Annotated in this window: 19 protein-coding genes; 12 read left to right on the plus strand and 7 right to left on the minus strand. The window is 68.2% G+C overall.

Annotated features, from left to right (window positions below; genetic code table 11):
- Window positions 1-203 precede the first annotated feature (203 nt).
- Genes ACWFRF_RS18445 through ACWFRF_RS18460 form a run of 4 tightly spaced genes read right to left on the minus strand, consistent with a single transcriptional unit; the run spans window position 204 to window position 3323 of the window.
- Window positions 204-1001, minus strand: coding sequence for an SCO1664 family protein (locus ACWFRF_RS18445; RefSeq protein WP_387444961.1), 798 nt, complete (start codon window positions 999-1001; stop codon window positions 204-206).
- A gap of 6 nt (window positions 1002-1007) precedes the next feature.
- Window positions 1008-1595: a DUF3090 domain-containing protein gene (locus tag ACWFRF_RS18450; RefSeq protein WP_266288581.1), complete on the minus strand. Its 588-nt coding sequence runs from the start codon at window positions 1593-1595 to the stop codon at window positions 1008-1010.
- Between the two features lie 49 nt (window positions 1596-1644).
- Window positions 1645-2361, minus strand: a complete 717-nt coding sequence (locus ACWFRF_RS18455) for a histidine phosphatase family protein (protein ID WP_378991832.1) — start codon at window positions 2359-2361, stop codon at window positions 1645-1647.
- Between the two features lie 32 nt (window positions 2362-2393).
- The gene (locus tag ACWFRF_RS18460; RefSeq protein ID WP_452451359.1) at window positions 2394-3323 is read right to left on the minus strand and encodes an undecaprenyl-diphosphate phosphatase; all 930 of its coding nucleotides are present in this window, start codon (window positions 3321-3323) and stop codon (window positions 2394-2396) included.
- A gap of 240 nt (window positions 3324-3563) precedes the next feature.
- Between ACWFRF_RS18460 and ACWFRF_RS18465 the strand changes: the two genes are divergently transcribed.
- From ACWFRF_RS18465 to ACWFRF_RS18505, 9 genes are all read left to right on the plus strand, one after another.
- Window positions 3564-4541 carry an aldo/keto reductase gene (locus tag ACWFRF_RS18465; RefSeq protein ID WP_378991833.1) on the plus strand — a complete coding sequence of 326 codons (978 nt, stop codon included), beginning with the start codon at window positions 3564-3566 and terminating at the stop codon, window positions 4539-4541.
- 17 nt (window positions 4542-4558) lie between these two features.
- A complete protein-coding gene (locus ACWFRF_RS18470; protein WP_378991834.1) occupies window positions 4559-5572 on the plus strand; it encodes a heme/hemin ABC transporter substrate-binding protein in 1014 nt (337 codons plus the stop codon).
- A 31-nt stretch (window positions 5573-5603) separates the two neighbouring features.
- Window positions 5604-6725: a FecCD family ABC transporter permease gene (locus ACWFRF_RS18475; RefSeq protein WP_378991835.1), complete on the plus strand. Its 1122-nt coding sequence runs from the start codon at window positions 5604-5606 to the stop codon at window positions 6723-6725.
- On the plus strand, window positions 6722-7585 hold the full coding sequence (locus ACWFRF_RS18480; RefSeq protein ID WP_452451150.1) for a heme ABC transporter ATP-binding protein: 864 nt from the start codon (window positions 6722-6724) through the stop codon (window positions 7583-7585). Before ACWFRF_RS18475 ends, ACWFRF_RS18480 begins: the two co-directional genes overlap by 4 nt.
- 199 nt (window positions 7586-7784) lie before the next feature.
- The gene (locus ACWFRF_RS18485; protein ID WP_378991837.1) at window positions 7785-8117 is read left to right on the plus strand and encodes a VOC family protein; all 333 of its coding nucleotides are present in this window, start codon (window positions 7785-7787) and stop codon (window positions 8115-8117) included.
- An 81-nt stretch (window positions 8118-8198) separates the two neighbouring features.
- Window positions 8199-8774 carry a TetR/AcrR family transcriptional regulator gene (locus tag ACWFRF_RS18490; protein WP_378991838.1) on the plus strand — a complete coding sequence of 192 codons (576 nt, stop codon included), beginning with the start codon at window positions 8199-8201 and terminating at the stop codon, window positions 8772-8774.
- Window positions 8775-8843: 69 nt separating this feature from the next.
- The gene (locus tag ACWFRF_RS18495) at window positions 8844-9632 is read left to right on the plus strand and encodes an SDR family oxidoreductase (RefSeq protein ID WP_378991839.1); all 789 of its coding nucleotides are present in this window, start codon (window positions 8844-8846) and stop codon (window positions 9630-9632) included.
- Window positions 9633-9719: 87 nt separating this feature from the next.
- Window positions 9720-10814 carry an asparaginase gene (locus ACWFRF_RS18500; RefSeq protein ID WP_452451153.1) on the plus strand — a complete coding sequence of 365 codons (1095 nt, stop codon included), beginning with the start codon at window positions 9720-9722 and terminating at the stop codon, window positions 10812-10814.
- 336 nt (window positions 10815-11150) lie between these two features.
- Window positions 11151-12053: a pentapeptide repeat-containing protein gene (locus ACWFRF_RS18505; protein WP_452451155.1), complete on the plus strand. Its 903-nt coding sequence runs from the start codon at window positions 11151-11153 to the stop codon at window positions 12051-12053.
- 170 nt (window positions 12054-12223) lie between these two features.
- Here the strand turns inward: ACWFRF_RS18505 and ACWFRF_RS18510 are convergent, their stop codons facing one another.
- From ACWFRF_RS18510 to ACWFRF_RS18520, 3 genes are read right to left on the minus strand one after another with little or no spacing between them, the layout of a single operon-like run.
- Window positions 12224-14302: an MMPL family transporter gene (locus ACWFRF_RS18510; RefSeq protein WP_378991843.1), complete on the minus strand. Its 2079-nt coding sequence runs from the start codon at window positions 14300-14302 to the stop codon at window positions 12224-12226.
- A 19-nt stretch (window positions 14303-14321) separates the two neighbouring features.
- Window positions 14322-14855 carry a hypothetical protein gene (locus ACWFRF_RS18515; protein ID WP_378991844.1) on the minus strand — a complete coding sequence of 178 codons (534 nt, stop codon included), beginning with the start codon at window positions 14853-14855 and terminating at the stop codon, window positions 14322-14324.
- A 6-nt stretch (window positions 14856-14861) separates the two neighbouring features.
- Window positions 14862-15218, minus strand: a complete 357-nt coding sequence (locus tag ACWFRF_RS18520) for a hypothetical protein (protein WP_378629053.1) — start codon at window positions 15216-15218, stop codon at window positions 14862-14864.
- 168 nt (window positions 15219-15386) lie between these two features.
- On the opposite strand from ACWFRF_RS18520, the gene ACWFRF_RS18525 reads away from it, so the two are divergent.
- From ACWFRF_RS18525 to ACWFRF_RS18535, 3 genes are read left to right on the plus strand one after another with little or no spacing between them, the layout of a single operon-like run.
- Window positions 15387-16394, plus strand: a complete 1008-nt coding sequence (locus tag ACWFRF_RS18525) for a YncE family protein (protein ID WP_452451158.1) — start codon at window positions 15387-15389, stop codon at window positions 16392-16394.
- Complete coding sequence (locus ACWFRF_RS18530) at window positions 16394-16645, plus strand: DUF5703 family protein (RefSeq protein ID WP_378652767.1); 252 nt, start codon at window positions 16394-16396, stop codon at window positions 16643-16645. The genes ACWFRF_RS18525 and ACWFRF_RS18530 overlap by 1 nt, the downstream gene beginning before the upstream one ends.
- Before the next feature lie 7 nt (window positions 16646-16652).
- Complete coding sequence (locus ACWFRF_RS18535) at window positions 16653-17732, plus strand: quinone-dependent dihydroorotate dehydrogenase (protein ID WP_452451160.1); 1080 nt, start codon at window positions 16653-16655, stop codon at window positions 17730-17732.
- The last annotated feature ends 4 nt before the right edge of the window (window positions 17733-17736 follow it).

The raw sequence follows: 17736 nt of genomic DNA on the forward strand, positions 1-17736 counted from the left end.
ACCATGACGAACAGCGACAAGACCGACGCACGCCAGCGGACCGTTTCCGGTCGCCGGCATGGGAGAGAAGGTCAGGCGGCAGCGACCGGCGAGCTGAGAGCTCGTGCGGTCGCGGCAGCGATTAGGGATTCGACCTTCATGGCGGCAACGGTAGCAACCAGGCCGGGCGGAGCACGACCGATTTATCGGCGCCGGACCTGCTGTCAGAATGCGGGCCAGGGGATCGGACGCGAGGAGTTGGGGACAGGCATCACCGGGTGATCCAGCAAGGCCTTCGCCCGTTCGGCCAGGGCGGTGATCTCGGCGTCGGTGATGTGGATGGCCAGCGAATCGGCCACGGCGCCGGGCAGATTCGCGGCGAAGGTGGTGATGTCGGGGATCAGCGACTCGTGCACCGGTCGTCCCGCCCAGCCCCACAACACGGTGCGCAGTTTCGGTTCGGCGTGCAGGCAGATGCCGTGATCGACGCCGTAAACCTGCCCGTCGACACCTTCCAGCGCGTGCCCGCCTTTGCGATCGGCGTTGTTGAGCAACAGATCCAGCACCGCCATCCGCTGCAGGCGCGGATCGTCGGCGTGGATGAGCGAGACCTCGTTGCCCTGCTCGTCGAGCGCGCGCAGCACTTCGCAGAATCCCGCGGGCACGGTTCCCGGCGTGCACAGATCGACCAGGTCGAGGCGCTGACGGGCATCGGTGCGGTTGTCGACCGAGGTGACCCAGCGCTGCACCATGCCCGGCCCCAGCGGCCCGTCGCGCAGCACCGTTTCGGGGATCACACCCCAGCCGAGGTGTTCGGAGATCAGATACGACGCGACCTCTCGGCCCGCGAGGGTGCCGTCGGGAAAGTCCCACAGCGGCCGTTCACCACGCACCGGCTTGTACACCACCCGCAGCGGGGCACCGTCGGGTTCGGGTGCGGCGATCTCACAGACCAGCGTGAGGTTGCTGGCGACGCCGATCCGGCCGACGATGTCGAGGTCACCTTCGGTGAGTACCGGCACAGAAGATCACTCCTCTTCGAGCTCGGCAGCGCCGAAGATCTCGCCGCGCTTGTACCCGTTGGTGCGCACACACATGTGCCCCCGCGAGGACAGCGGTTCCCCGCACAGCGGGCACGGTGGGCGGCCCGCCGCGATCACCCGCGCCGACCGCAACGCGAACTCGCGTGCCTGGATGGGGGTCAGGAAAACCCGCACCGCGTCGGGGCCTTCGTCGGTGTCATCGAGCACCACCGATTCGTCGACCTCGGTCTCGGTGATCGCGAGCAACTCGACCACCACGGCGCCTGCGTCGGAATCCCAGCCCAGACCCATGGTGCCGACCCGGAATTCGGTGTCGATGGGGGTGACCAGCGGCGCGACATCGCGCACGTCCTCACCTTCGGGTGGCACCTCGGCGCCGAAGCGGCGCGCTACCTCGTCGAGCAGCAGACCCATCCGGTCGGCGAGCACCTTCACCTGCTGCTTCTCGAGCAGCACACTCACCACCAGCGGCTCCTGCACAGCCTGCAGGTAGAACGAACGATCGCCCGGTTCACCGACGGTCCCGGCGACGAAACGATCGGGGGTGCGAAATACATGGATTGCGCGTGACACATGCACCTCCTGATACGTGACCCTGATCGACACTCACGAACACACTCCTCTAAGGAGAATCGCGGTGCCCCGCATTCCCATTATCCGCGTTCGCGGCCGCAGGTACCTCTCCACCAGGTGTCGGTGTCGTCGGTGCGGACGCGGCCAGCGCGGAAAGATCGGCGCCGGTGTCGTTGAACTTCCACACCGACGGCCCGTGCGGGCTGTAGCGGACGACGCTGATCGAGGCCGGTTCCACCGCGATCCGCTGAAAACTGTCCAGGTGCAGGCCGAGGGCGTCGGCAAGGATCGATTTGATGACGTCGCCGTGCGCGCACGCCACCCACAGCACATCCCGGCCCGCTTTCTCGGCCAGCGTGCGTTCGATGTCGCGGATCGCGGCGACCGCGCGCTGCTGGACCTGGGCCAGCCCTTCCCCACCGGGGAACACCGCGCCCGAGGCGTGACCCTGCACGATCCGCCACAGCGGTTCGGTGACCAGCTCGGCGATCGGGCGCCCGGTCCAGTCGCCGTAGTCGACCTCGATGAGGCGTTCGTCGTGGTCGGGTTCGAGACCGAGTTTCTCGGCCAGCGGCGCCACCGTGCGCTGACAGCGCAGCAGCGGCGAGCTGGCGATGTGTTCGATCGGCAGCATCGCGAGCCGGTCGGCCACCGCGGCGGCCTGTTCGGTGCCGCGCTCGGTGAGTTCGACACCGGGGGCGCGGCCCGCGAGGGTGCGCGCGGTGTTGGAGGTGGACACTCCGTGCCGGAGCAGGATCACCGTCATGGGACCAGCCTAACCATGGGTCGGGGTCGGGATCAGGTGGCGGAGACGACGCCGGCGGCCAGCAAGCCCATCACAGCGAGGCCGACGATGATCCGATACCCGACGAACCAGTAGAACGAATGCTTGCCGACGAACTTCAAAAGCCAGGCCACCGAGGCATACCCGACGAAGAACGCCAGCACGGTAGCGACCAGCAACTGCGGCCCACTGGCATTGAGCCCCTCACCTGCCGGTTCGAACGCGTCAGGCAGGCTGAACAGCCCGGACGCGGTCACTGCGGGGATCGCCAGCAGGAAGGAGAACCGCACAGCCGCCTCACGCTTCAAGCCGAGGAACAGGCCCGCGGTGGAGGTGGCGCCGGAGCGCGAGACGCCCGGGATCAGCGCCAGGCACTGCGCCAAGCCCATGATGATGCCGTCGCGGGTGGTGAGCTGTTCGATGGAGCGTTCTTTCTTACCGAAGTACTCACCGGCGGCGATCACGAGGGCGAAAGCGATCAGCATGAACGACACCAGCCACAGATTGCGGGCACCGGTGCGGATCTCGTCCTTGAACAGATACCCCAACACACCGATCGGGATCGTGGCGATGATCACGTACCAGCCGATGCGATAGTCGAGTTCGCGCTGGGTGTCACGTTCATGTGCTTCGCGGGCGCTGCGGTCCATCACCGGCAGTTTTGTGGTCACCCGATCGCCGACCGCGACCTCACGCTGCGAGCGTTCCCGCCACCGCATGCCGAGGGTGGTGAACCAGGCGACGAGGATGCGCCAGATGTCTTTGGCGAAGTACACCAGGACTGCGAGTTCGGTGCCGAGCTGAGTGACAGCGGTGAACGAGGCACCCGCGTCGTCGCCGAAGAACACGCCCGAGACGATCCGAAGGTGTCCGGAGGAGGAGATCGGCAGGAACTCGGTGAGTCCCTGCACCAATCCGAGTACCAATGCCTGGAACCAGGTCATCGACTCGCCCAACACGTCCTCCTGCTGACTCGCGCCCGAAAGACGGCGTCCTCCTGGGCTTTTCCTTCACGTGTGGCTGTGACCGCCACGATCTCGCAGCGACCCTACCCGTCGTCGCGGTCGGTCGTCGCCCGCCCATCACCGAGATCGAGTTCTGCCGCGCCGTGGCACGGGTCGCCGAGCGAGGCAGCGGTGGTGCGCGCATTAGGCTGTCGCCGTGACGAATGCGCGGGCGCGGTGATGGAACAGCGAACGGTGGGACGCAGCGGACTTCGGGTGTCGCGAATCGGGTTGGCGACCCATACCTGGGGGACACATACCGATGCCGACGAGGCATCGGTGCAGTTGGCGGCGTTCACCGAGGCCGGTGGCACGCTCGTCGACCTCTCGCCCGTCTACGGCGAGGGGGTGGCGCAGCGGATCCTGGCGGACCTGCTCGGCGACCTGGTGTCGCGTGACGAATTGGTGCTCAGCGGAAGCGCGGGTGTGGTGATGCACGCGCCCGGCGCCGGGGTCGGCGACTCGGTGCCCGCGCCCGCGGCGGTGGGCCCGGTGGTCGACGCGTCGCGGCGCACGCTGCTCAAACAACTCGATCGGACCCTGCTCGAACTGGGCACCGACCATCTCGACATCTGGAGCATCGCCGCCTGGGATCCGTACACCCCGCTCGATGAGGTCGCGGCAACCCTCGAGACCGCGGTGCGTACCGGACGCACCCGGTACGCGGGGGTGCGTGGTTTCGCGGCGTGGCAGTTGGCGAGTCTGGCCGCGATCGCGCCGATCAGCGCCGCGCAGACGCCGTATTCGCTGCTCGCGCGTGGCACCGAGAACGATGTGATTCCCGCCGCCCGCCACCATGGGGTGGGCGTCATCGCGTCGGCGCCGCTGGCGGGTGGGATCCTGACCGGCAAGTATCGCGACGGTGTCCCCGCGGATTCGCGGGGTGCCGACGAGGCGACCGCGGCCGAGATCCGGCGCAGGCTCGACGACGATCGCGCGACCAGGGTGGTCGACGCGCTGGTCACCGCCGCCGACGGGCTCGGCACGTCGCCGCTGGCGGTGGCGCTGGCCTGGATCCGTGATCGGCCGGGCATCACGAGCATGATCGTCGGTGCCCGCGATATCGGTCAGCTCACCGGTGTGCTGGCTGCCGAGACACTCGAGTTGCCGCGAGCGATCGCGGCAGCACTGGACGATGTGAGCGCCCGTTCCGAATGATGGCTAGCCTTACCTGCATGAAACTGCGTGGTGTGCTGACGGCGATGCTCGCGGCGACGGTGCTGACCGGCGCCGTCGCTTGCACCGCAAGCAATCCTGCATCGACTGCCAATTCCGGTGGGCCGGTGACAGCCCAGCTCGCCGACCTCGACCCCGTACCGATCGGACCCGCGCCGAGTCCGCGATTGCCGGTGACGGTGAAGTCCCATGACGGCACCGATGTGACGATCACCGACACCTCGCGGATCATCGCCGTCGACCGGTACGGCACCCTCGCCCAAACCGTCTGGGCCCTCGGCCTCGGCGCGAACCTCGTCGGCCGCAGCACCTCGGCCTCGTTCCCCGCCGTCGCGTCCGTGCCCAATGTGGCCGGTGGCAACGGCAGCCTCAGCGTCGAAGCGGTCCTGAACCTGCGCCCGTCGGTGTTCCTCACCGACACCACCAGCGCGGCCCCCGCCGTGCGTGAGCAGCTACGCGCAGCCGGGGTGACCGTCGTCTACTTCGACCCCGAGCGCAGCATGGACGGCGTCGTCCCGCAGATCGAGGCCGTGGCCACCGCACTGGGCGTTCCCGAGGCGGGCAAGCAGCTCGGCGCGCGCACCCACGACGAGATCGCCGCCGCGACCGCCCGCGTGCCGAAGCAGGATCCACAGCCCAAGATCGCGTTCCTGTATCTGCGCAGTGCCGCGATCACCATGATCGCCGGACGCGGCTCGGGCGCCGATTCGCTGATCACCGCGATCGGTGGCGTGGACGCGGGCACCGCCTCCGGGGTGAACGAACCGTTCGTGTCCATCACCAGCGAGGCGATGATCGCCGCCGCGCCCGATGTGTTGCTCGTGATGTCGGACGGGCTGAAATCGGTGGGTGGCGTCGAGGGACTGGAGAAGGTGCCCGGCATCGCCCAGACTCCGGCGGGCCGCAATCGGCGCGTGGTCGACATGTCCGACGCGGTGATCCTCAGCTTCGGCCCCAACACCGGCCGCGTCGTCTCCGCGCTGTCCGACGCCGTCTACGGCAAATCGGCATGAGCGATCAGCAACCGTGCCGGGTGGACACCGCATGAGCGAGGTGCCCGACCTGACCGAGTCCGCGAACGCCCCGCGGATCACCGACTCCACTCCTGATCCGCTGCCGCCCACCGCGCACCGGGCCACGCGCGTGACCGTCGTGTTCGCGGTAGCGCTGCTCGCCCTGCTCGTGCTGGCCGTGGTGTCGGCGGTGCTCGGGCAGGTCCCCACGACCGCCGCCGAGGTGCTCGGCAGCGTGGCGCACCGGATCGGCCTCGATATCGGGCCCCTGCCCGCGCATCCGGCCGGTGAGGTGACGCTGTGGGAGGTGCGGTTCCCTCGCGTGGCCCTGGCCGTCCTGGTCGGCGCCTCGCTCGCGACAGCGGGTGCGTTGCTGCAGGGCGTGTTCGCCAATCCGCTGGCCGAACCCGGCGTCATCGGGGTGTCGGCCGGCGCGGCGGTCGGGGCGGGCACCGTGATCGTGGTCGGCGGCGCGTTCGTCGCCGCGTGGTCGGTGGCAGCGGCCGCCTTCGTCGCCGGTCTGATCACCACCGCGCTGGTCTACGTGCTGTCGAGGTCGGGCGGTCGCACCGAAGTGGTGACCCTGATCCTCACCGGTGTCGCGATCAACGCCTTCGCCGGCGGGTTGATCGCGCTGCTGCTGTTCGTCGCCAGCCCCGCCGCGCGGGATCAGATCGTGTTCTGGCAGCTCGGCAGCCTCAACGGCGCCACCTGGCAGTCGGTGGCGGTGGTGGCGGCGCTGGCCTCGGTCGGCATCCTGGCCGCGATTCTCATCGCACCACGCCTGGATCTGCTCGCGCTCGGCGATTCCGCGGCCCGCCATCTCGGTGTCGACGTGGAGCGGCTGCGCAGGCAGGTGATCGTGGTGGTCGCCGTGCTCACCGCCGCGGGCGTGGCGTTCAGCGGCATCATCTTGTTCGTCGGCCTGATCGTGCCGCACCTGGTGCGCATGATGGTCGGCCCCGGCCACCGGGTGCTCGTCCCGCTCAGCGCGATCGTGGGCGCGGTGGTGCTGCTCGGCGCCGACGTCGTCGCCCGCACGCTGGTCCACAACGCGGACCTGCCACTGGGCATGCTCACCTCCCTGATCGGCGGCCCGTTCTTCTTCTGGCTGCTGCGCCGCACCCGTGCCCGCGCAGGAGGTTGGGGATGACCGACACCACCCGCGAGCGCCGCGCCTCCTGGCGTTCGCTGTTCGCACGAACCCCCGACGTGCCCACGCGCCCGGAGCTCGGCGCCGTCACCCTGCGCGCCACCGGGCTCACCGTCGAGCGGGGCACCCGTACCGTCCTCGACGAGGTCGACTTCCAGGTCGCGGCCGGAGAGATCGTCGCGCTCGTCGGCCCGAACGGCGCGGGCAAGTCCAGCCTGCTCGCCGCCCTCGCCGGCGAACTCGAGCCCAGCGCAGGCACGGTCAAACTCGAAGGCCACGCGCTCTCGCACTGGACCCCCGCCGATATGGCCCGCCGCCGCGCGGTGCTGCCCCAATCGCACGCCGTGGGCTTCCCGTTCACCGCGCGTGAGGTCGTCGCCATGGGCCGCGCCCCGTGGCTGCACACGCCCGCCGCCGGCGACGACGACGCCCTCATCACCGCGGCACTGGCCGCCACCGACGTCACTCACCTCGCCACGCGCGTGTTCCCGTCGTTGTCGGGCGGCGAGCGTGCCCGGGTAGCCCTGGCTCGCGTTCTGGCCCAGGACACCGCCACCCTGCTGCTGGACGAACCGACCGCGGCCCTCGACCTCGGTCACCAGGAAGCCGTCCTGCGCTTGGCCGCCACCCGCGCCGCCGAGGGCGCCGCTGTGGTCGTCGTGGTCCACGACCTGGGGGTCGCCGCCGCCTACGCCGACCGGGTCACCGTCTTGGACGCGGGACGCGTCGCCGCCGACGGCCCCCCGCGCGAGATCCTCACCCGCGAACTGCTCACCGCCGTTTACCACCACCCCGTCGACGTCTTCGACCACCCGGCCACCGGCGCCCAACTCGTCTTGCCCGAACGCGGTCACCACTGACGCAACGGGTTCGTCCTGATCGAACGCGACCGTGCCGAGGAAGCGTCGACACGCGGGCCGCAGCAGCGACGGAGGGCTGAGCGGGGCTGAGTAGGCTGGGCGCCGAGGTCATTCGTCCACCGCGGTCACCATCGCACACGACGATCGGTCCACTCGTCGCTCGCGAACGTGGCTCGCTCCTATCGTAAGAGGAGATCCGATGAGCCCCACCATCGCCAGCGTCGTCATCCCCGTATCCGATCTGGCCGCGACGAAAGCCGTCTACACCACCCTCTACGGCGAACCCCACACCGACGAGCCGTACTACGTCGGCTGGGCAGTCGGAGACGTCCAGATCGGCCTCGACCCCAGCGGTGACGTCACGGCGGGTCCGGTCGCCTTCGCCGGAGTCGACGATGTGGACAAGGCCAGAGCAGCGGCGATCGCCGCGGGCGCGACCGAACGGACCGCCCCGCGCGAAGTCAGCCCCGGCGCCCGTATCTGCGTCCTGGAAGACACCGACGGCAACGCTTTCGGCATCATCGGCAAGTAGCGCACGAGATCGTGGCACGCACGGCCACGATCTTTCGCCCGAGTTATTGACCTAGAGGTATAGAACGTCTACCGTCGAGACATGGCCAGGCCCCAGAACTTCGACACCGACACGGTCCTCGACCGCGCGATGGACCAGTTCTGGACCCACGGCTACGCCAACACCTCCCCCGCACAGCTCGCCGATGCCACCGGCATCGGGAAAGGCAGCCTGTACAACACCTTCGGCAGCAAACGCGCCCTGTTCGACATCGTTCTCGACCGCTACGGCCGACTCGGCGTGGCCATGGCCGAGGACTACATGTCCCGGCCCGGAACCACCCGCGAGTGTCTGCGCGAATATCTGCGCGCCGCGGTCGATCTCGACATGGCCTCGCCGACCCGGCGCGGCTGCCTCGCCGTCAACACCGCGGCAGAACTCGGCGGTCACGACGCGGCAGCCACCGCGGTGTTGCGCGGCATCGAACAACGCATCGTCGCCACCCTGGCAGCCCGTATCGACCAGGGCCGCCGCGACGGCGACGTCGACCGTGAGGTGGACCCGAATTCGATTGCGGCCCTGTTGTTCACCACCAGCGCGGGTCTGCGTCTCATGGCGAAGACCAACGATGCCGCCCAGCTCTACCGCCTCGTCGACGTAGCGCTGACCACCCTCTGAAACCCTCGTTCCCGCCAGCACGTTCCGCATGCCCTAATTATTGACCTATAGTTCAAGAAAGGTACGAGCATGGATCTCGAACTCACCGGCAAGACCGCCGTCGTCACCGGAGCCTCACGCGGCATCGGTCTGGCCGTCGCCGAAACACTCGCCGCGGAGGGCGTGCGTGTCGTCGGCGCCGCACGCACGATCACTCCCGAGCTCGACAAGGTCGCGGCCGCGACGGTCGCCGCCGATCTGGGGACCGCGCAGGGCGTCGCCACGGTCATCGACACCGCACTGGAGGAACTCGGCGGCATCGACATCCTGGTCAACAATGTCGGCGGCGGCGACCCGGATCGGCTCACGCTGGCCGGGTTCCTCGACACCACCGACGACCAGTGGCACCACTTCCTCGACATCAATCTGTTCAGCGCGATCCGGGCCACCCGCGCGGCGCTGCCGAGCCTGCTCGATCGCCGCGGCACCATCATCAACGTCTCGTCCATCAACGCGCACCTGCCCGCGGTGGGCCCCACTGGCTACAGCGAAGCCAAAGCCGCCCTCACCTCCCTCGGCAAACGGCTCAGCGAGGAGTTCGGCCCGCAGGGCGTGCGGGTCAACACCGTCTCCCCCGGCCCCGTCGGCACCAGGATCTGGCGCGACGAACACCGCATCGGCGCCAAACTGGCTGCCGCCCAGGGCATCTCCCACGAGCAACTGCTCGAGGCGCTGCCCGAACAGTTCGACATCGCCTCGCGCCGGATCTCCGAACCCGACGAGGTCGCCGCGCTGATCGCCTTCCTCGCCTCGGCCAAGTCCGCCAACATCCTCGGCGCCGACGTGGTGATCGACGGCGGCATCATCAAGACGATCTGATCTGGCCCGCGCGGTACCTCGGTATCAGATCGAGGTACCGCGCGGGAGTGATGTGGTCGGGCACGTGGCGTTCCTAGCGTGAGTGACATGCCCACAGTCTCGAAAATCGCCGCCACGATCGCTCTCGCCGGAACCGTCGCCGGTGCCGGAATCGGTGTCAGCTCAGCCGACTCCGCACCGGCCGGTGCCGCGCAACGAGTCGCGGTGATCGGCCTCGGCGGCACCATCGCAGGCACCTCCGACCGGCGCACCGACCTCGAAACCTATCGGCCGGGCACCCGCCCGATCGCCGAACTCGTCGACTCGCTGCGCCCCGAAATCGGTGACGTCGCCGCCGTGACCACCGAGGACTTCGGGCAGAAGGGATCCGGCGAATACACCGTCGCCGACCTCTACGACTTGGCGCAGCTGGTCGAACGTCGCCTCCGAGACCATGATTCGGTCGTGGTCAGCACCGGTTCGGCCACCATGGAAGAACTGAGTTACTTCCTCGACCTCACCGTGCGCAGCACGAAACCGGTGGTCGTGACCGGGGCGATGCGACCGTGGACCGCGATCGGCAGCGACGGACCGATCAACCTGTACAACGCGATCCGCCTCGCGGCGAGCAACCGCACCACCTGCTTCGGCACCGTCATCGCCCTCAACGAGCAGATCCTGCCCGCCCGCGACGCCACCAAAACCGACTCGACCCGCGTACACACCTTCACCACCCACGAATACGGCGACCTCGGCACCATCGACCAGGCGGGCATCCGGGTGCAACGCGCCCCCGCCCGCGTCCAACGCTGCGACGACCCCGCCCGCTGGACGACCCCGTTCGACCTCACCACGATCCCCCGCGACACCCTCCCCCGTGTCGACATCGCCCACAGCTACCTCGGCGCCCCCGCCGAGCCCATCACCGCCGCCGTCGCCGCGGGCGCCAAGGGCATCGTGTTCGCGGGCACTCCGTCTCCGAGCCAGGCGAGCGCCGCGATGACGACCAAGGGCATCGTCCTGGTCGCCACCAACGGCTACGGCTCGGGCGCGATCACCGTCGACCCGAAGATGGGCGTCGTCAGCGGCGGCGACCTCGCACCCAAGAAGGCACGCCTGCTGCTCCTGCTGGCACTGGCCACAACCGCCGACCACGACCAGATCGTGGCCTGGTTCCGCGATTACGGCAATCAGCAGTTCTGATCAGGATGCGATCGTGGTCGGTGCGGTAGGCCGCCCGGCGGGGCCGCTCTTGCGCACAGGACCTACGGGCGCAAGTACTCGAAATCCCGTACAGGTGGGCAAGCCGATCAGATCCGGGCACCGAAGCACAAAGGGTGAATCGTGGTACCAACCAGATGCGCTTCGGAGGGAGTACCGATGCCTGTGCAGAGCACGCCATCACCACGACGGCGCGGCGTAACTGCCCACCGTGGCCGATCACTACGGCCGCCCGCGCCGCCTGCAGCGACGCCGCCGTGGTTCAGGCGTGTGGTGCGCAACCTGTTCGAATGGCCAGGCTGGACGAAACTCGCGGCAATGACCACCACTGTTGCCGCGATCGCGGCGCTCTGGTTCACAAGCCAGTCGTTGCGTGCGACCGACAACCAATACAGCTTGTCCCAACAGGTGGCGGTGACCGGCCGCTTCCAGAACGCAGTCGAAGCGCTGACCTCAGACAAAATCGATATCCGCTTGGGCGGCATCTATCTGCTCGAACGGCTTGCGAAAGATTCACCTGCCGACCAAGAGACGGTTTTCGAGGTGCTCTCCGCGTTCGTGCGCACCCACACCACCGCTTCGGCATGTGAAATCCCCACCAGGAACACACCGGCTCCAGTCGATATTTTCGCGGTGGTGACCGTGATCAACAGACGTACCGGTAGCGGGCCACTCGACCTGGCCAAGACCTGTATGTCTGGCATGGACCTGAGGAAGGCGAACCTGACCGGGTCGTCCTTCGACTCCGCGAACCTCACCGAGACAGTGTTCTACTCCGCGAACCTCACCGATGCCTGGTTCAACGGAGCGAACATCACCCGTGGAGGCTTTTCCTTCGCGAATCTCACTGAAGCCGACCTCGGCGGTACAAACCTCACCGGTTCGTTCCTGAACCAGGCGAATCTCACCGATGCCTGGCTCGGGCGCGCGAATCTCACCGGTGTTTTCATGGAAGGCGCGAATCTCGTCGGCGCCGGCCTCATCGAGGCAGATCTGACCGGCACTGACCTGACCAGCGCGAACCTCACCGACGCTCAACTGACCGGCGCGAACCTCACCGACGCTGACCTGACCGGCGCGAACCTCACCGGCGCAGACCTGACCAGCGCGAACCTCACCGGCGCTCAGCTGACCGACGCGAACCTCACCCAGGTCTACTACGACGACACCACGCGGTGGCCCGTTGGATACGCACCGCCGAACAGCCGCCCCAATCGCTAGATGAGCGTTCGAAGACGACTGTCTACCGAGCCTGTCCGGGCCACAGCTGCCTGACAACATATGAAGGGTCCTCACCCGACTTCGACTCGAGTGAGGACCCTTCTCTCAGATAGTCACTGGGCTCACTGCAGCTCCTCGAGTCCGCACCGTCGGCCCCCTGGTCGAACCTGCTATTTCCAGATGATCTTCAACAGGGCCGGTGTGAGCACCATCCGGATGATCGTGGCGTCGATGATCAGGGCCACGATCATCCCGTAGGCGATGTATTTCATCAGCACCAGATCCGAGAAGCCGAACGCGCCGGTCACCACGATCAGGATCGCGGCCGCCGAGGTGATCACCCCGCCGGTGTGGGCCACGCCGTAGCGGATGGATTCGGCGGCATCGGCGCCCGCGGCCCGTTTCTCGGCGATCCGGGACAGCAGGAACACCTCGTAGTCGGTGGACAATCCGAAGATCACCGTCACGATCAAGGCGACTACCGCGAACATCAGCGGTCCCGGCGTGAACTGGAATGCCCCGGACCCGTGCCCTTCCACGAAGATCCAGGTCAGCACACCCAGGGTCGAGACCAGGCTGAGCGCGCTCATCGCGACGGCCTTCACCGCCAGGATCACCGACCGGAACGCCACGATCATCAATGCCAGCGCCGCCGCGATCAGGATCGCCAACAGCAGTGGCAACCCGTCGATCAACCCGTTGATGCTGTCGCGTTCGAGCGCGGGGATGCCGGCGACCATCACCTGCACGCCCGGTGGGGCGGGCAGCGCACGCAGTGCGTCGATCACGCGGTCGGCGTCGCGTTTGTCGCCGAGCCCGGCGGAGAGCACGTTGACGTTGTCCTTGGTCGCCGCCGCAGGTTCGAACCGCCCGGTCAGTCCGGGAACCTGATTGGCCTCGAACCGGATATCGCTCAACTGCTGGGGTGAGGCACCGACCACGATCAGTTTCAGCGGTTCGGTGCGAAAACCGGGAAACAGGTGATCGAAGTCTTCCTGGGCCACCCGCGCGGGGTTGTCGGCAGCCAGGTATTTCTCGCTGATCCCACCGAACTCGATGTGGCGCAACGGAATACTCAGCGCGAGCAGTCCGAGCACGATCGGGATCACCACCGCCCACGGCCGTCGCATCGCCCACTGCGCCAGCCGGGAGAAGAACCCGGCATCGATCTCGGCTTCGGTCTTGCTGCGCGAGAAACGTTTCCAGCCCAGCCAGTCGATCCGGTGGCCGGCGATACTCAACGCGGCGGGCAGCGCGGTGACCGACAGCAGCGCCGCCAGCATCACCGCGGAGATGCCACCGTAGGGCACCGAGCGCAGCACCCCGTTCGGGAAGATGAACAGCGCACCGAGGCTCAAAGCGATGATCGCCGCGGAGAACAGCACCGTGCGCCCCGCCGTGGCGACGGTCCGCGCGGTCGCGTCCTCGACCGATCGCCCGGCCGAGAGTTCCTCCCGGAACCGGGTCACCGTGAACAGTCCGTAGTCGATCGCCAATCCGAGCGCGACCAACGTCATCACCGCGCTGGCGAACACGTTGACCTCGATATGGGCGGTGAGCACCCGCAAGATCCCGGAGGTGCCGAGGATGGTGAGCCCACCGATCAGCACCGGCAGCAGTGCGCCGATCACCCCGCCGAACACGAAATACAGCAGGATCGCCACGATCGGCAAGGCGATGATCTCGGCGCGCTTGATGTCGTGCTGCATCCCGATATTGATGCCCTCGACCACCGGCTGCAGCCCTGCCAGCTGCACTGTCGTCCCGCCGGGCCCGGCGCCGGGGACATCGGCGTGCAGATGGGGTTTCAGCGCGAGGTAGTTGTTGACCGTCGCGGTTCCGCCGCCCCCGGCCAGCCCGATGCTGGCGAACGCGTGCTGTTTGGTCGGGTCGGAGGCATTGGCAGAGAAGGGGCTGTCCCAGTAGCTGTCGATCTTGTGGATGCGCTCACCGTGCTGTTTGCGCAGGTCGGCCAGGGCGGCCGTCACCGGTCCCCGGACGGCGGGATCGTCGACAGTGGTGCCGGGTGGGGCGGTGTAGATGACGATCAGATCGCCGTCGGTGTCGCGGCCGAAAATGTCATCGGCCAGTTTGGACGCCGCCACCGACTGACTCGACTCGTCGAACCAGCCCTCCTGGGTGTAGCGGTCGGCGAGGTCGCGACCGAACCACCCCGAGATCAGCACGGTCAGCACGAAGAAGCCGAGCACGAGGAATCGGTGGCGGTAGACGAACCTGCCCCACCGCATGGATCGAGATTCGCGCATCTCAGCCGCAGGCGGCGGTGCGGTAGTCGGCCGAGCGCAGGATGCCACACAGGTCGGTGCGCGAGATCTTCCACTTACCGTCGAGCAACACGAAATGCACGATGGTGGTGCGCACGTTGGTGCCCGAACCGTCCTTGTCCAGGCGCATGGTGGCGGTGAGTGTGCCGTCACGGTTGTCGAAGACCGGGTCGACGACGCCGTACACCGCGTGGGGGTTGTCGCGCAGCGCCTTGTACATGTCGGGGATGGCGTCGGAGAACGCGGCGCCGTCTTCGATCAGTTCGGTGCGTTCGACATCGGGCAGGTTGGGGTCGAGCGCGCGTTTGATCTGCGCGTCGAGCTGTTGGGCGGTCGGCAGCGGCACATTGGCCTTGCTGGCCGAGGTCGCGACGGAGGAAGCGAGGGAGGCGTTGGCCGAAGACCGTGCGGCGTCGACCGAGGCCTCGTCGGTGGTTCCCGCGCACGCGGCGAGGGCGACGAGGGCCGTGAGGCAGGCGGTGGCCGCAGCGGCCCTGGCGGAAAGTGTGGAAGACATCACCATCTACATACCATCAATGACGGCACTGATCCGTCCCAGGATGGCGCGAACTGTGGAGATGTCACTGGTTGCGGGCGCCTCGACAGGGTCGGCGTCGAGGAGCAGATCGCGCACGAAGGCGCTGACGCTGCGTTCGTCGCCGAGGTCGATGTCGGTCACCTGCGCCTGGGCTTGGGCCACCACGTCGTCGGATCTGGGCACCGCGTCGCCCAGGTCGGCGCGATAGATCTGCACCGTGAGGGTGGCGCGGTGAGTGCGGAAGGCGAAGGGGTGACCGTCGTCGGTGGTGCCGAAGCCGTGGGCGAACGGTCCCACAGAGATGTCATCGATGCCGAAACCCGCCGGTGTCCGGTCGGTCATCGTGGGGATCTCCTGCCGTTGCATGGCGATCAATTGCTCGACACGTCAACAGTAACGCGCGTCACCGACAGCTCCGACGCCAGATACCCGGTCGGAGCTACTGGTGAGTCATCATGGTCAGATGGTGATCAAGGCAGTCACCTCGTGCGGATTGAAGGAGTTCGGTGCATGCGCCCTCGTGGCTCGGTCGCCTCTGCGTTGGTCGGCGCGGCGGTTTTGGTGGTACTGACCGGGTGCAGCGGTGAAGACGGCGGTCCCGATGTGCCGACCAGGGCGCCCGCGACCGCGGCGGTCTCGCCCGCCGCGGTCGATCCCGCGGGGCGGGTCTTCGCCGCGGCCGCGACCAAAGCACTGCTCGCCGAACACTCGACCGGTCTGCTCGCCGCCCTCGATACCGCGGGCACCACGCTGTCGCTGATCGACCCCGCCGCACCGGCAACCTCACGCGCGGTCGCCCTCCCCGCCGCCGGCGCGTCACTGGCCCAGGGCAAGCCCGGCGAAGTCCTCGTCGCCGCCCCCAACCGGGTTCTGCGGGTAGACGCGGGCACCGGCGCGCTCACCGAGACCACTGTCGACGGTGACGTGCACAGCGTGCACACTCGCACCGACGGCACACTCGTCGTCGGCACCGCCGACGGCACCGTGCGCGAACTGAACGCCGACGGCACCGTCACCCGCACGATCACCGGTCTCGTCTCGGCCGACGCGATCGCGGTGACCGGCGAGAACATCACTGTGCTCGACCGCAAGCAAACCGCCGTCGTCGCGGTGGGCGAGGACGCGCTCGGCCTGATGCTGCGCGCCGGCGACGGCGCCACCAACGCCATCACCGACCCGCACGGCCGCATCATCGTGGCCGACACCGCGGGCGGTGAACTGCTGGTCTACTCGGCCGGTCCGCTCGTGCTGCGCCAGCGTTTCCCGGTATCATCATCGCCTTACGCGCTCGCTTACGACTCGCGGTCGGAGCTGGTGTGGGTGAGCGCCACGCTGAGCAACGAGGTCGTCGGCTACGACCTGTCGACCGGCATCGGTGTCGAGGTGGCCAGGCTGGCGACACTGCGCCAACCCGACGCGATCACCGTCGACGAACGCACCGGCGACCTGTTCGTCGCCTCGGCCGCGGGCGATGGCCTGCAGCGGATCGGCGTGCAAGAGCAAAAGAGAGGGCAGTGATGGCCACACCTCGCAATGCGCGCTCGGCGTTACCGCCGAGCTGGGAAACCAGCAACGACGACTACGAATACGTGCCCCTGCGGCTGCCACCCGAGGTCAACCGTGTCACCGCCTCGATGCGACTGGCCATCCAGGCCGAATTCGGTGGCTGGGAGTTGTCCCGGGTGCGCGCCTACACCGACGGCAGTCGCCGGGTGCTGTTGCGCCGCCGCAAGAATGCCGTCCTGCCTGTGCCCGAACCCGGATTGTGAGCCGACCATGTACGCCCTCCTGTTACGCCTGATGTTCCTGATCCCGCCGGAGCGGGTGCATCACCTGGTGTTCGCCGCGCTACGTTTCGCCACCTGGTTCCCGCCGACGCGCTGGCTGGCCCGCAAGCTCACCGTGGTGGGGGACCCGATCCTGGCCACCACCGCGTTCGGTGTCGACTTCCCCGCGCCGCTGGGTCTGGCCGCCGGTTTCGACAAGAACGCCGACGGCGCGAATGCCTGGGGCACACTGGGTTTCGGATTCGCCGAGATCGGCACGGTCACCGCGCATGCCCAGCCCGGCAACCCCGCGCCGCGACTGTTCCGGCTGCCCGCCGACCACGCCCTGATCAACCGGATGGGTTTCAACAACCACGGTGCCGCCGCCGCGGCCGCTCGCCTGCACGGCGCGCGCCCCACCGTCCCGATCGGCGCGAACATCGGCAAGACCAAGGTCACCGAACCCGACGCCGCCGCGGGCGATTACGCGACCAGCGCCCGATTACTCGGTCCGCTCGCGGACTTCGTCGTCGTCAACGTGTCCTCCCCCAACACCCCCGGCCTGCGTGACCTGCAGGCCGTGGAGTCGCTGCGCCCGATCCTGCAGGCTGTGCTCGACAGCGTGTCGGTGCCGGTCCTGGTGAAGATCGCCCCCGACCTGTCCGACGACGACATCGACGCCGTCGCCGACCTCGCGGTCGAGCTGGGTCTGGCGGGCATCGTCGCCACCAACACCACCATCCGCCGTGACGGCCTGGCCACCTCGGCCGCCGAGGTCGAAGCCATGGGCGCGGGCGGGCTGTCGGGCGCCCCCGTGGCGGAACGTGCGCTGGAGGTCCTGCGCCGCCTCTACACCCGCGTCGGCGATCGGGTGGTCCTGATCTCGGTGGGCGGCATCGAAACCCCCGAGCAGGCCTGGGCCCGCATCCTTGCCGGGGCCACTCTGCTGCAGGGCTACACCGGGTTCATCTACGGTGGCCCCTTCTGGACCACCCGTGTCCACCGCGGCATCGCCGCCAACCTGCGCGCGGGTGGCTACGCCCGCCTGTCCGACGCCGTCGGCGCCGAGCACCGCGCCCACTCGGCCTGAGTTC

This window comes from Nocardia sp. NPDC055165 (assembly GCF_053606985.1).